This window comes from Paraburkholderia silviterrae (assembly GCF_004353915.1).
In the GTDB taxonomy this organism is placed as follows: Bacteria; Pseudomonadota; Gammaproteobacteria; order Burkholderiales; family Burkholderiaceae; genus Paraburkholderia; species Paraburkholderia silviterrae.
Window position 1 is genome coordinate 16208 of record NZ_SMRP01000005.1, and the last position, 13798, is coordinate 30005.

The 13798-nt window shown below is 63.3% G+C and carries 10 protein-coding genes; 7 read left to right on the forward strand and 3 right to left on the reverse strand.

The annotated features are described in order from the left end of the window. Positions 1-214: 214 nt before the first annotated feature. The 7 genes from EYW47_RS12385 (at position 215) to EYW47_RS12415 (ending at position 9421) form a co-directional block, all read left to right on the forward strand. Entirely contained in the window at positions 215-1675 is a 1461-nt protein-coding gene (locus EYW47_RS12385; protein ID WP_133195148.1) for a DUF3375 domain-containing protein, read from the forward strand. Between the two features lie 2 nt (positions 1676-1677). Further along, positions 1678-2337, forward strand: coding sequence for a DUF4194 domain-containing protein (locus tag EYW47_RS12390; RefSeq protein WP_133195149.1), 660 nt, complete (start codon positions 1678-1680; stop codon positions 2335-2337). Beyond that, a complete protein-coding gene (locus EYW47_RS12395; protein ID WP_133195150.1) occupies positions 2330-5692 on the forward strand; it encodes an ATP-binding protein in 3363 nt (1120 codons plus the stop codon). The genes EYW47_RS12390 and EYW47_RS12395 overlap by 8 nt, the downstream gene beginning before the upstream one ends. Next, positions 5689-6873, forward strand: a complete 1185-nt coding sequence (locus EYW47_RS12400; RefSeq protein WP_133195151.1) for a DUF3322 domain-containing protein — start codon at positions 5689-5691, stop codon at positions 6871-6873. Before EYW47_RS12395 ends, EYW47_RS12400 begins: the two co-directional genes overlap by 4 nt. A 126-nt stretch (positions 6874-6999) precedes the next feature. Further along, complete coding sequence (locus EYW47_RS12405; RefSeq protein ID WP_133195152.1) at positions 7000-7617, forward strand: 3'-5' exonuclease; 618 nt, start codon at positions 7000-7002, stop codon at positions 7615-7617. Between the two features lie 347 nt (positions 7618-7964). Further along, entirely contained in the window at positions 7965-8579 is a 615-nt protein-coding gene (locus EYW47_RS12410) for a type IV toxin-antitoxin system AbiEi family antitoxin domain-containing protein (protein ID WP_133195153.1), read from the forward strand. Next, entirely contained in the window at positions 8576-9421 is an 846-nt protein-coding gene (locus EYW47_RS12415; RefSeq protein WP_133195154.1) for a nucleotidyl transferase AbiEii/AbiGii toxin family protein, read from the forward strand. The genes EYW47_RS12410 and EYW47_RS12415 overlap by 4 nt, the downstream gene beginning before the upstream one ends. A gap of 263 nt (positions 9422-9684) precedes the next feature. Here EYW47_RS12415 and guaA read toward each other — a convergent pair whose 3' ends face one another. The 3 genes from guaA to guaB form a co-directional block, all read right to left on the reverse strand. After that, positions 9685-11268, reverse strand: a complete 1584-nt coding sequence (gene guaA / locus EYW47_RS12420; protein ID WP_133195155.1) for a glutamine-hydrolyzing GMP synthase — start codon at positions 11266-11268, stop codon at positions 9685-9687. 181 nt (positions 11269-11449) lie between these two features. Continuing rightward, positions 11450-12136 carry a hypothetical protein gene (locus tag EYW47_RS12425; RefSeq protein ID WP_133195156.1) on the reverse strand — a complete coding sequence of 229 codons (687 nt, stop codon included), beginning with the start codon at positions 12134-12136 and terminating at the stop codon, positions 11450-11452. A 6-nt stretch (positions 12137-12142) separates the two neighbouring features. After that, complete coding sequence (gene guaB / locus EYW47_RS12430) at positions 12143-13603, reverse strand: IMP dehydrogenase (protein ID WP_133195157.1); 1461 nt, start codon at positions 13601-13603, stop codon at positions 12143-12145. Positions 13604-13798 lie beyond the last annotated feature (195 nt).

A 13798-nucleotide genomic window follows, 5' to 3' on the forward strand; every position in this document is an offset into this window, starting at 1 on the left:
CACCGGCGCGAGCCCATGGGGCATCGGCCGGCCGCCGACAAGATCCAGAGCCGCAAATTCGTGATTGTCTCGGCCGATACGCCAGGGGCGGTAGATGGCCGCGGCCCGCGCCCGTCGTCGACCCGCAATGAGCATTGTGGAGTAGCATACCCAGCTTTCGGGCACCGCCCTCCGACACGCTCGCGCCCTGCCGCCACGCCCTTTTCGTCGCACCATGTCCCTCGATTACGCCACGGTCGAAGCGTTGCGTTCGCGCCACCCCGCATGGCGCCTGTTGCGATCCGATCATGCGCCCCTCGCCATTAGTTTCCTCTATCGCGTTTTCGTCGCGCCGAACGTGCGCGTCATCCCTGCCCCGATGCTCGCCGAAGCGCTCGAGGACGAACTTTATGCAGTGCGCGAGCAGCTCGGCAGCGCAACCTACCCGAAGTCCGGGCTCGACTATCTGAACGACTGGGCCAGCTCGGAGAAAGGATGGTTACGCAAGTTCTACAGGCAGGGTTCGGACGAGCCGCAGTTCGACCTGACGCCTCCGGCGGAGAAAGCGATCGCCTGGCTCGGCACCTTGACCGAGCGCAACTTCGTCGGCACCGAATCTCGCCTGCTGACGCTCATGGAGCTGCTTCGCCAGATGAGCGAGGGCAGCGAGGTGGACCCAGCGAAACGCCTCGTCGAGCTGTACGCGCGGCGCAGCCAGCTCGATGGCGAAATCGCCCGCGTTGAAGCCGGAGAAGTGCGGCTGCTCGACGACGCCGCGCTCAAGGACCGCTTCCAGCAGTTCATGCAGATGGCACGCGACCTTCTGACCGACTTCCGCGAGGTCGAGCAGAACTTCCGCCAGCTCGACCGGCGCGTGCGCGAGCGCATTGCACTCTGGGACGGTTCGAAGGGCGCGCTCATCGACGAAATCATGGGCGAGCGCGACGCGATCGCGGATTCCGACCAGGGCAGCAGCTTCCGGGCGTTCTGGGAATTCCTGATGTCGAGCCGCCGTCAGGACGAGCTTTCCGAACAGCTCGAGCGCGTGCTTACGTTGCCGGCGCTGGCGGAAATGAAGCCCGATGCGCGCACGCGGCGCGTCCACTACGACTGGCTCGAAGCGGGTGAGCACACCCAACGCACCGTCGCGCAGCTTTCGCAGCAGCTTCGACGCTTTCTCGACGACCAGGCCTGGCTCGAAAATCGCCGCATCATGGATATCCTGCGCGGCATCGAAGCGAAAGCGCTCGCACTGCGTGAGACACCGCCTGCAGGCGAGATCATGCAGATCGAGACGGCGTCGTCCGCGATCGACCTGCCGTTGGAGCGGCCGCTCTTCACGCCGGCGTTTCATCCAGTGATCGCCAACGTCGCGCTCGAGGCAGGCGATGCAGATCTCGACGCTTCGGCGCTCTACGCGCAAATCGTCGTCGACCGCGCCCGGCTCGCGCAGAACATCCGCCGATGCCTGCAGGATCGGTCGCAAATCACGCTCGCCGAACTCGCCGCATTGCAGCCTTTCGAGCACGGACTGGCCGAGCTCGTTGCCTATCTGCAGCTCGGCACCGCCGGCGAATCGTTTCGCTCGAGCGTCGACGAGAGCGTTACAGACACGATCGAGTGGGACGCGAACGGCGAAGAAGGATCGGCGGTGCGCAAACGCGCAAGGATGCCACGCGTGATTTTCGTGAGGTAACGATGAAGGAAGAACGGCAAGAGGCCACACTCGGCGATGCGGGCTTGTCCATCCTGTCGATCACACTCCTCAAAGGGGTGATCTATCGCGAAGACGACGAGCGAACCTGGGCGGCGCTGCTCGAATTGCAGGCGCGCGTGCGCGACTACGTCACCATTCTCGGCCTCGAGCTCGTACTCGACGAAGCAGAAGGCTATGCGTTCGTCAAAAGCCGCCCCGAGGCCGACAAGAACGATTCGGATAACGATGCGCCAAGGCTGCCGCGCCTCGTCGCGCGGCGCCCGCTCTCGTTCCCCGTCAGCCTGCTGCTCGCACTCCTGCGAAAAAAGCTCGCCGAATCCGATGCCGGCGGCGGCGACACGCGGCTCGTCCTCACGCGCGAGGAAATTGTCGAGCTCGTTCGCGTATTTCTGCCAGATAGCAGCAACGAGGCACGGCTCGTCGACCAGATCGACACGCAGATCAACAAAATCGTCGAACTCGGATTCCTGCGCCGCATGAAGACGACGGGCGGGCCGCCCGCGTTCGAAGTACGCCGCATCCTGAAGGCGTTCGTCGACGCCCAATGGCTGCTCGACTTCGATGCGCGGCTTGTCGGCTACCGTACTCACATCGACGCCACGGCAACGCCGGCGGCCAACGCGGAGGCCCGCGATGAATGAGCCGCGCACGCTCGGCCTCGACTTCGCCACCGACGACACGCTCACGGGCTTTCGCCTGGAACGGCTAGAGGTCTTCAACTGGGGCACCTTCGATGAGCGCGTCTGGACGCTGCGGGTGGACGGTCGCAACGCGCTGCTCACGGGCGACATCGGCTCGGGCAAATCGACGCTCGTCGACGCGATCACGACGCTCATCGTGCCTGCGCAGCGCATTGCGTACAACAAGGCGGCTGGCGCCGACAGCAAAGAACGCACGCTGCGCTCCTACGTGCTCGGCTACTACAAGTCCGAGCGAAACGAAGTGACCGGCACAGCGAAACCTGTGAGCCTGCGCGACCAGAACAGCTACTCGGTAATCCTGGGCGTATTTCGCAACACTGGCTACGATGCGACCGTCACGCTCGCGCAGGTGTTCTGGATGAAGGACATGCAGAGCCAGCCCGCGCGTTATTTCGTCTGCGCCGAACGCGATCTGTCGATTGCTGCAGACTTCTCGCACTTCGGCAGCGACATCGCACAATTGCGCAAGAAGCTGCGCGGACTCGGCGCCGAAATCGAGGATACGTTTCCGAAGTACAGCGCCTGGTTCCGGCGACGCTTCGGCATCGAGAACGAGCAGGCTCTCGAGCTCTTCCACCAGACGGTATCGATGAAATCGGTCGGCAACCTGACCGACTTCGTGCGCAGCCACATGCTCGAGCCGTTCGACGTGGCAGCGCGCATTGGCGCCCTCGTCACGCACTTCGAAGATTTGAGCCGCGCGCACGAGGCCGTGCTCAAAGCCAAGCGCCAGGTCGAACTGCTCGCGCCGCTCGTAGCCGACTGCGACCGTCATAGCGAAGACGCGCACGTGCTCGAAGGTTGGCGCGCATGCCGCGACGCATTGAAGCCCTGGTTCGCGGGAATCAAGCTCGCCCTGCTGGAGCGACGCCTTCGACTACTCGACGAAGAGCGCACGCGCGGGACGGCGCGCAAGGCACGGCACGAGGAAGCACGCGACATCGCGCGGCAACAGGTAGACGACCTTCGACGCGCCGTCGCGGCTCACGGCGGTGAGCGCATCGAACTGCTCGAGACCGAGATCCGCGAGTTCGAACGCGAGAGTACTCGCCGCCGCGAGCGCGCAAAACGTTACGCGGATATCGTCGCGACGCTCGGTGAGGTGGCTGCCTCCGACGAGGTGGCTTTCGCCTCGCAGCACCGGCGCATTGCTGAACTGCGCGCCACGCTCGTCGAGCAAGAGGCCGAAACGCAGAACGCGATCACCGAACAGAGTGTGGCATTTCGCGAAGGCAGAATCCGGCGCAACGCGCTCGACGAGGAGATCGCAAGCCTCAAGGCTCGGCGCAATAACATTCCGAAAGAGCAGGTGACACTGCGCGCGGGCCTGTGTGCTGCGCTCGGCCACGACGAGGACGCGCTGCCGTTCGCGGGCGAGCTCATCCAGGTCCGCGACGACGCGCGTGACTGGGAGGGTGCAGCCGAACGCGTATTGCGCGGCTTCGGTCTGTCGCTGCTCGTGCCCGACGAACACTACGCCGAGGTGGCCGCCTGGGTCGACCGCACCCACCTGGGAAAGCGCCTTGTCTACTACCGTGTGCGCCCCCCGCGCGCGGCCGACGAAGGCGAACTGCACCGCGATTCGCTCGTGCGCAAACTTGCCATCAAACCCGATTCGCCGGTCTATGCATGGCTCGAACGCGAGATCGGACGCCGCTTCGATTACGCATGCTGCGCAACGCCGGAGCAGTTCCGCCGCGAGACGCGCGCGCTCACGCGCGCCGGCCAGACCAAAGCACCGGGTGAGCGCCACGAGAAGGACGACCGTCACGCGCTCGACGATCGCAGCCGCTACGTGCTCGGCTGGAGCAATACGGCCAAGATCGCGGCGCTCGAAGCGCAACGGCGCGCGCTCGATGCGCATCTGGGTGAGATCGGGCAGAAGCTCTCAGATGCGCAGCACGAGCAATCGCAGCTGCGCATGCGGCTCGAAGCGCTCGCGCGCGCCGGCGAGTTCGTCGATTTTCGCGACATCGACTGGGGAAGTTGCGCCGCCGCCATCGCGCGCCTCAAGGACGAAAAAGCCCAGCTCGAAGCGGCCAGCGACATGCTGGCCGTGCTGACGGCACAGCTCGAATCTGCCCAAGTCGCATTGAAGACAAGCGAAGACACGATCTCGGCAACAGACGCCGAACTCGGCGCTATCGACGCCAGGCGCGAGTCGGCCGAGACGTTGCGCGACGAGACGCGCATGCTGGCAGCCGAGGTGGAAGCCGCGCTTGCCGCCCGCATCGATGCGCTGCGCGTGGAAATCCTCGGCGACCATCAGCTTTCGGTCGAATCGTGCGATAACCGCGAGCGTGACGTACGCGAGGCGCTGACGACGCGCATCGACAACGAAACCAAAGCACTCGGCCGGCTCGCCGAGAAAATAGTCAAGGCCATGTCCACCTTCAAGGACGCCTACCAGCTCGAGACGGCCGATTTCGACGCGAGCCTCGAAGCGGCGTTCGAATACCGCGAGATACTCGCGCGCATCGAGGCCGATGACCTGCCCCGCTTCGAAGCACGCTTCAAGGAATTGCTGAACGTCAACACCATCAATGAGATCGCCAACTTCCATGCGCAGCTCGCGCGCGAGCGGGAGACGATCAAGGAAAGAATTACGCGCATCAACGAATCGCTGACGCAGATCGACTACAGTGCGGGCCGGTATATCGTGCTCGAGACGCAGCCAAGCCCCGACGCCGAGATTCGCGACTTCCAGAGCGACCTTCGCGCGTGCACCGAAGGCGAATTGACGGGCTCAGACGACGCACAGTACTCGGAGACGAAGTTCCTGCAGGTCAAGCGCATCATCGATCGCTTCCGCGGCCGTGAAGGTCTGACGGACCAGGATCGCCGCTGGAGCGCGAAGGTCACCGACGTGCGCAACTGGTTCCTGTTCGCGGCAAGCGAGCGCTGGCGCGAGGACGACAGCGAATACGAACATTACTCGGACTCCGGCGGCAAATCAGGTGGCCAGAAGGAAAAACTCGCCTATACGATCCTGGCGGCCAGCCTGGCCTACCAGTTCGGCCTCGAATGGGGCGCGGTGCGTTCGCGTTCGTTCCGTTTCGTCGTCATCGACGAGGCCTTCGGCCGCGGCTCCGATGAATCGGCGCAGTACGGCCTGAAGCTGTTTCAGAAGCTCAACCTGCAACTGCTGATCGTCACACCATTGCAGAAAATCCACATCATCGAGCCGTTCGTGTCGAGCGTTGGCTTCGTCCACAACGACGGCGGACGCGAATCGAAGTTGCGTAACCTGTCGATCGACGAATACCGCGCAGGCAAAGCGCAGGCGGATCGATGAGCTGGACGACTCCGGCCGATCTGCGGGCCCGGCTCGAACGCCGCTGGGCACGCGGCGAATGGCTACGCAGCCTCGTCGATCCTGGCGATGACCTGTTTCCCCTGCGCCTATCGCTAACGGCTCCAAGCTCCGTCGAACTAGCCTCGCAATTCGAGTCCGTGCGCGCATGGATAGCGGAACTCGCGGAGATGCCGCACGTGCGCATCGAATGGCGCGAGCTCAATCACCGGATTCTGGGCGCGCAGCGCGTGCCGCAGGTGGCCTGGGTGGATAGCCTCGACGACGCGCTCGCGCTCATCGGCAAACGCCGCGACGCAGCGCGGTTCGAACGGCTGATCGAGATAACGCGCATCCGGCAACCGATGCTCGTCGCATGGCTCGCGAAGTCCCCCATGCAGGCGCTCGAGCTCGCAGACGACTGGGAAAGGCTCCTCGCCATCGTCGACTGGGTGGGAGCGCACCCGCGCCCCGGCATCTTTCTGCGCCAAATGGACGTCGCCGGCGTCGACACCAAGTTCGTCGAAACGCGGCGCGGCGTGCTCGCGCAATGGCTCGACCTGGTGCTGTCGCCGGATGCAATCGACCGAGATCGAACCGGCGTCGGACAATTCGCCACCCGGTACGGCTTCCGCGACAAACCATTGCGCATCCGGTTTCGCGTGCTCGACGAGCGGCTTGGCGTGGTGGCGGGCGCTCCGCTTGCGGACATCGCGCTGGACGCCGAAAGCTTCGCGCGCGTTGCGCTGCCCTGCAAGCACGTATTCATCACCGAGAACGAGACCAATTTTTTGGCCTTCCCGAATGTCGCTCAATCGATTGTGTTGTTTGGCGCGGGCTACGGCTGGGAGGCACTCGAACCGGCACGATGGCTCACCGGGTGTGCGCTTCATTACTGGGGGGACATCGACACGCACGGCTTCGCAATCCTGGATCAATTGCGCAGCCGCTTTGCCCATGTCGAATCGTTCCTGATGGACCGTGCGGCGCTGCTGGCACACGAAGCGTTCTGGGGAGAGGAAGACGACCAGGTCACACGCGACCTGCTGCGACTCAAGGCCGACGAAAAAGCGCTGTTCGATGACCTGCGTGACAACCGGATACGCCGTGGCCTGCGGCTCGAGCAGGAACGAGTCGGATTCGGGTGGGTTACGGCGGCCCTCAGGGCGCTGGATGCCACGTAGTACTGCTGCCAAAGAGCACGGCAAGCACAGCACAACCTGTAAACTTGCGGCTAACTATTCTCGTCTCGCGGCGGGCTAACCCATTCTCTCAATCTCAACTCAAGACTGCGCTATAAGCGACGAAATATGCAAACCGTTGCGGTATTGGACTTCGAAACTACCGGGCTTTCACCCAATCTGGGCGATCGAGCTACTGAAATTGCTGTCATCCTTTTGCGTGACGGGCAAATCGTCGACCGCTACCAGAGTTTGATGAATGCAGGCAGACGCATACCGTCCGATGTCGTCGCACTCACTGGCATCACGAACGACATGATCGCGTCGGCTCCCACTGCGTCGAAAGTCATGATGGAAGCTGCAGCATTTGTTGGAAGTCATCCCGTCGTCGCGCACAATGCCGGCTTCGACAAGCGGTTTTGGCAAGCAGAGCTCGGGCATCTCGGTGTGGCAGCGGAGCATGCCTTTGCTTGCACGATGCTAGTGGCCAGGCGGATCTACCCAGACGCTCAAAGTCACCGCCTATCGACGCTGGCGCAGATGCTGCGATTGCCAAAAACCGGGCGTGCCCACAGAGCGATGGTTGACGCCGACATGGCCTGTCATCTCTGGTGCCGCTTGCAACACGACATCGCAGAAACTTACGGTCTGGATCGAGTTGATCACGGACTTATGACTCGCTTGCAAAAAACCAGTAAGTCTAAGGTAGCGACGTTTCTGGGTTCATTCGCCGCCGACAGGCGTTGAATCGGCAACCACCTTCCTGATGTTTGCGTACTCCCGGATGTAGTCCGGACCGTCGCTAGAATCCGAGGCAGGAAAGTGCTGGGCTACTTCTTGCGCTCGAGCGAGCTGTGGTGCGACGTTCGCGAATTGATACCGTCACCCGCGGTGACGGTACTCCCCTTGAAAAGCCGGGAAGCCCGGCAGCGGCACGCCAGAGCATTGGGTAAGATTCGCTGCACCGCAAAATGACCGGATCATTCACTCGCCGACTTCGCCCCGAAAAGTTCTGCTGATCGTCATGCGCCCGCGATTCATTGGCTAGTCTTTTATTGACAAATGGATAAAAAACACAACAAAATCCGGGTACGATGCCTTCCACCGACAATACGCTCGAACAAGCCGTCCTGGCGCTCGCCGAGCGCCAGCCGTTGCTGCGCGCCCGCGATCTAGTCAAACAAGGGCTGCCGAGCATGGTACTCAGCCGGCTCGTTGCGGCGGGCAAGCTCGAACGTGTCGCCCGCGGAGTCTATAGCCTACAAGGGCGCGCACCCAGCGAGCATCGATCACTGGCCGAATCCGCACTGCGCGTACCGCGTGGCGTGGTGTGCCTGCTGTCGGCGCTGCGCGTCCACGGCATCGGCACACAGGCCCCCTTCGAGGTCTGGATCGCCATTCCCCCACATACGCCCACGCCGCGCCTGGACCAGCCGGCCCTGCGCGTTGTGCGCATGTCAGGCGCAGCCCTGACAGAGGGTATCGACCACCTGGAGATCGATGGCGTACAGGTGCCCGTGTTCAACTTGGCCAAGACGGTGGCAGACTGCTTCAAGTACCGCAACAAGATCGGCCTTGACGTAGCTCTAGAAGCGCTGCGCGATGGCTGGTCGCAGCGCAGGCTCACGATGGACGCGCTCTGGCACTATGCGACAGTGAACCGCGTGAGCAATGTCATGCGCCCCTATCTGGAGAGTGTGACCACATGAGCCGCAACCTCGCAGCCTCCATTCGGGCCCGGTTGAAGCAGCACGCGGATGCCTCGAAGCAAGACTTCAATCTGACGCTCACCCAGTATGGGCTAGAGCGGCTGCTGTACCGGCTGTCGGTCTCTCAGCATGCCGACAACTACCTTCTCAAAGGCGCTCTGCTGTTTTCCTTGTGGTACGACCAGCCACACCGGCCAACGCGGGACGCGGATCTGCTGGGTCATGGCCCAGACGACATTCACACCGCCGTCTCGACTTTCCGCGAGATCGGCCAGATCGAAGTCGAGGACGGCATCGCGTTCGAACCGGAATCAGTCAAGGGCTCCGAAATCCGCAAGGAGGCGGGCTATGGCGGCGTGCGGATCGACCTGCAAGCGAAGCTGGATGGCGCTCGCATTGCGCTGCAGGTGGATATCGGTTTCGGGGATGCCGTCACGCCGGCACCTGAATCCGTGAACTATCCCGTGCTGCTCGACGATCTGCCAGCCCCACAGCTGCGGGCCTATCCGAAATACACCGTGGTGGCCGAGAAATTTCACGCAGTGTGCCTGCTGGGCATGGTCAACACCCGCATGAAGGATTATTTCGATCTCTGGGTGTTGCTAACCGAGGAGACATTGGATCCTGCCGAACTGCACCGCGCAGTCCAAGCCACGTTCGCCCGGCGAAGGCTGGCCATCCCCGAAGCGATCCCCGCGGGCCTGAGCGACGCCTTTGCGCAGGATGCCACGAAGCAGAAGCAATGGACGGCCTTCCTGAAAAAGAACCGTCTGCAGCCCTTAGACCTAGCCCAGGTCGTGGGGCTGCTGCACCATGAATTCCAACGACTTCAAGCCCGCTGAAAGCAAACCGACAAGCCAAGCGTTTGCGGTACCGCCCGGATACCGTCAACGCCGCTGACGGTATTAAGCGAGCATCCGCACATACTGGCGACATAGACCGTCAAATTGCGGTTGCCCGGGCTCTCCGCAGGCGCGGACGCAGGTTAAGGATTTCCATACTAATCAAGGGCTTATGAACCTGCGTCCGGCAATTTAGAATCGGGTATGTGTGATTTATCGACCACCCCAACCCATGGATTCAAAAAAAGGGATTTTTAAAATCTCTACTCCCACTCGATTGTCGCCGGTGGCTTCCCCGAAATGTCGTACACCACCCGATTGATGCCGCGCACCTCATTGATGATGCGATTCGACACATGCCCAAGCAGCTCATGCGGCAGATGTGCCCAATGCGCGGTCATGAAGTCGAGCGTCTGCACCGCGCGCAGCGCGACCACATACTCATACGTGCGGCCATCACCCATCACGCCCACACTCTTCACCGGCAGGAACACGGCAAACGCCTGGCTCGTCAGCTCATACCACGACTTGCCAGTTTCCTTATCGATGGTATTGCGCAGCGTCTCGATAAAGATCGCATCGGCGCGACGCAGCAGATCAGCGAACTCCCGCTTCACCTCACCCAAAATACGCACGCCAAGACCCGGGCCCGGGAACGGATGGCGATACACCATATCGTGCGGCAGGCCGAGCTTCACGCCCAATTCGCGCACTTCGTCCTTGAACAGCTCGCGCAGCGGCTCGAGCAGCTTCAGATTGAGCGTCTCCGGCAAGCCGCCCACGTTGTGGTGGCTCTTGATCGTGTGCGCGCCCTTCTTGCCCTTGCCCGCCGACTCGATCACGTCCGGATAAATCGTGCCCTGCGCGAGCCACTTCGCGTCCTTGAGCTTGCCCGCTTCGGCCTGGAACACCTCGACGAACTCCGCGCCGATGATCTTGCGCTTCGCTTCCGGATCGGTCACGCCAGCCAGCTTCGACATGAACGCTGCACTCGCATCGACGTGAACCACTTTCACGCCGAGGTTGTCCGCAAACATCGACATCACCTGCTCGGCTTCGTTCAGGCGCAAGAGGCCGTGATCGACGAACACGCAGGTCAGCTGGTCGCCAATCGCACGGTGCAGCAGCGCCGCCGCCACCGACGAATCCACGCCGCCCGAGAGGCCGAGAATGACGTGCTCGCTGCCCACCTGCTTGCGAATCGCTTCGACGGCTTCGTCGATGTAGTGGCCCATTTCCCAGTCGGCCTTCGCGCCGCAGATGCCCAGCACGAAACGCTCGAGCATCGCGCGGCCCTGCACCGTGTGCGTGACTTCCGGGTGCCATTGCAGGCCGTAGAAGTGGCGCGCCTCGTCGGCCATCGCCGCGATCGGGCACGATTCGGTCGATGCCATCAGCTTGAAGCCCGGCGGCATGTCGGTGACCTTGTCGCCGTGGCTCATCCAGACCTTGAGCATGCCGTGGCCTTCGCTCGTGCTGAAATCTTCGATGCCTTCGAGGAAGCTCGTGTGGTTGCGCGCGCGCACTTCGGCGTAGCCGAATTCGCGCAGGTGGCCACCGTCCACCTTGCCGCCGAGCTGCTCGGCCATCGTCTGCATACCGTAGCAAATGCCGAGCACCGGCACGCCGAGTTCGAACACGGCTTGCGGGGCGCGCGGGGTATCGGTTTCGGTGACCGAGTTGGGGCCGCCCGAGAGGATGACGCCCTTCGGCGCGAACTCGCGAATGAATGCGTCGTCGACATCGTACGGATGGATTTCCGAGTAGACGTTGGCTTCGCGCACGCGGCGCGCGATCAGTTGGGTGACTTGCGAACCGAAGTCGAGAATCAGGATTTTGTCGTGCATGGCAGCGGACGAGACCTAAAAAAGAACGGATACAGAAAGCCGCGCGCAGGATAAATCTGGCACGCGGCGTGAATTCATCGGAACTGTGGCGCCTGGCGGCAATGGCACCCGACAGCGAAATAAACAGCGAAATCGTGGCGCAATGCGGCTGACGTTGCCTGTGCCGCGGCGACTCGCGCGGTCAGCCACGCAGCGGCGGCCGCGGCGCGTCGGCTGCTTCGTCTCGCGCGGCAAGGCGCGCATCTTCCGCTTGCGCCGTCGCGCGCGGCGCATTCGCCGTCACCGCAGGCTGCACCGGGGCCGGCGTCACGGCCGGCGGCCGCACCACTGGCTCGGCACCCATTGCGCCCGTCTCAGCCGGTCCGCCAGCAAAAGCCGGCTTCGCGTACACCACCGGCTCTTCACGCTTGCTCCTGGCCACGGCGCGCGCTTCGCGCTCCTGCACGGCGGCCTCGGCCGCCTGCGCCTTCTCGCGCCGCTTCACCGCACCGGCAAGCCGTGTACCGCCCAGCCCGACGATGATGAGCCAGGCGCCCACCGCACCGGCCACCAACTGGCCAAAACCCGTGAGCTGCGGCGTATGCAAGCCGATCAGCCAGACCAGCATCAGCACGCCGGCAATCCAGTTGACGTGCCCGGCAGTGCGCCCAACCACGGCGGTGAGGCCACCGTCGAACGCCGCACGCACCGCGATCCAGGCGAAACCGAGCAGCACCACACCGAACACCTGTCCGATGAGCGCCGGCTGCGGCTGCACCAGTTGCAACGCGTTGTAGAGCGAGCTCCAGGGCGTGAGCAGGAACAGCACGCCGAAACCCAGCAACATCAACGCATCGACAATCAGCACTATGCGCAGCAGCGGCTTCATCGAGGTTTAGTCCACGTGGTAGTTGGGCGCTTCCTTCGTGATCTGCACGTCGTGGACGTGCGACTCGTGCAGGCCGGCACCCGTGATCTGGACGAATTCCGCCTTGTCGTGCAGTTCGTCGATCGTGCGGCAGCCGCAGTAGCCCATCGAGGCGCGCACGCCGCCGATCAGCTGGAACAGGATCGCGTTGACCGAACCCTTGTAGGAGACGCGGCCTTCGATACCTTCCGGCACCAGCTTGTCGATGTTGGCCGAGTTGTCCTGGAAGTAGCGGTCCGCGGCGCCGTCCTTCATCGCGCCGACCGAGCCCATGCCGCGGTACGACTTGTACTGGCGGCCCTGGTACAGGAACACGTCGCCAGGCGATTCTTCCGTGCCCGCGAACATGCTGCCCATCATCACGGCGTTCGCGCCCGCGGCCAGCGCCTTGGAGACGTCGCCCGAGTAACGCACGCCGCCGTCGGATATGAGGGGAACGCCCGTGCCCTTGAGCGCCTCCGCCACGTTCGAGACCGCCGTGATCTGCGGCACGCCCACACCGGCGACGACGCGAGTCGTGCAGATCGAACCCGGGCCGATACCGACCTTCACGCCGTCGGCGCCGTATTCGACGAGCGCGCGCGCGGCGGCGGCCGTCGCGATGTTGCCGCCGATCACTTCGACATGCGGGAAATTCTTCTTGACCCACCGGACGCGCTCGAGCACGCCCTGGCTATGGCCGTGTGCCGTGTCGACCACGATCACGTCCACGCCGGCCTGCACCAGCAGCTCGACGCGCTCTTCGTTGTCCGGGCCCACGCCGACGGCCGCGCCCGCACGCAGCTTGCCATGCTCGTCCTTACAGGCGGCCGGGTGTTCGGTTTGCTTGGTGATGTCCTTGACGGTCATGAGGCCGCGCAGTTCGAACGCGTCGTTCACGACCAGCACGCGCTCGAGGCGGTGGCTGTGCATGAGCGCCTTGGCTTCGGTGAGCGGCGTGCCTTCCTTGACGGTGACGAGGCGCTCGCGCGGCGTCATGATCGAGCGCACCGGCTCCTCCAGACGCGTTTCGAAGCGCAGGTCGCGGTTCGTGACGATGCCGACGAGCTGTGCGCCTTCCACGACCGGGAAGCCCGAGATGCCATGCTGCTGCGAAAGCGCGATCACGTCCGCGACCTTCATCTGCGGCGGAATCGTAATCGGATCGCGCACGACACCCGACTCGAAACGCTTCACCTTCGCGACCTCGCGCGCCTGTTCGGCCGGCGTGAGATTCTTGTGGATGATGCCGACGCCGCCCTGCTGCGCCATCGCGATGGCGAGACGCCCTTCCGTGACGGTGTCCATCGCGGCCGAAACGAGCGGAATGTTCAGGGAGATATTGCGGGTCAGCCGGGTCTTCAGGCTGGTGTCGCGCGGGAGAACGTCGGAAAAAGCGGGGACGAGGAGCACGTCATCGAACGTGAGTGCTTTCTGGATCAGACGCATGGCAAATCCTATAGGCGCAAAAGCAGATTATACGGGATAGCGCCCCGGAAATCATCAGTGTGTACAGTAGCTTAGCGCCGATTTCGGGATTTTTTGAGGTTCGGGACGGGGTGTGCAGCAGCACAGGAACGACGCGTCAGACCCGATTTTCGGGCCGCCTGCCGCGCACCGCGAATCGCCGCGTGCAGGATTGAA

Excerpts from the sequence above, each read along its gene's own strand:
- EYW47_RS12385 (WP_133195148.1), top strand. The coding sequence starts at position 215 with ATGTCCCTCGATTACGCCACGGTCGAAGCGTTGCGTTCGCGCCACCCC.
- EYW47_RS12390 (WP_133195149.1), top strand. The coding sequence starts at position 1,678 with ATGAAGGAAGAACGGCAAGAGGCCACACTCGGCGATGCGGGCTTGTCC.
- EYW47_RS12395 (WP_133195150.1), top strand. The coding sequence starts at position 2,330 with ATGAATGAGCCGCGCACGCTCGGCCTCGACTTCGCCACCGACGACACG.
- EYW47_RS12400 (WP_133195151.1), top strand. The coding sequence starts at position 5,689 with ATGAGCTGGACGACTCCGGCCGATCTGCGGGCCCGGCTCGAACGCCGC.
- EYW47_RS12405 (WP_133195152.1), top strand. The coding sequence starts at position 7,000 with ATGCAAACCGTTGCGGTATTGGACTTCGAAACTACCGGGCTTTCACCC.
- EYW47_RS12410 (WP_133195153.1), top strand. The coding sequence starts at position 7,965 with ATGCCTTCCACCGACAATACGCTCGAACAAGCCGTCCTGGCGCTCGCC.
- EYW47_RS12415 (WP_133195154.1), top strand. The coding sequence starts at position 8,576 with ATGAGCCGCAACCTCGCAGCCTCCATTCGGGCCCGGTTGAAGCAGCAC.
- guaA (WP_133195155.1), bottom strand. The coding sequence starts at position 11,268 with ATGCACGACAAAATCCTGATTCTCGACTTCGGTTCGCAAGTCACCCAA.
- EYW47_RS12425 (WP_133195156.1), bottom strand. The coding sequence starts at position 12,136 with ATGAAGCCGCTGCTGCGCATAGTGCTGATTGTCGATGCGTTGATGTTG.
- guaB (WP_133195157.1), bottom strand. The coding sequence starts at position 13,603 with ATGCGTCTGATCCAGAAAGCACTCACGTTCGATGACGTGCTCCTCGTC.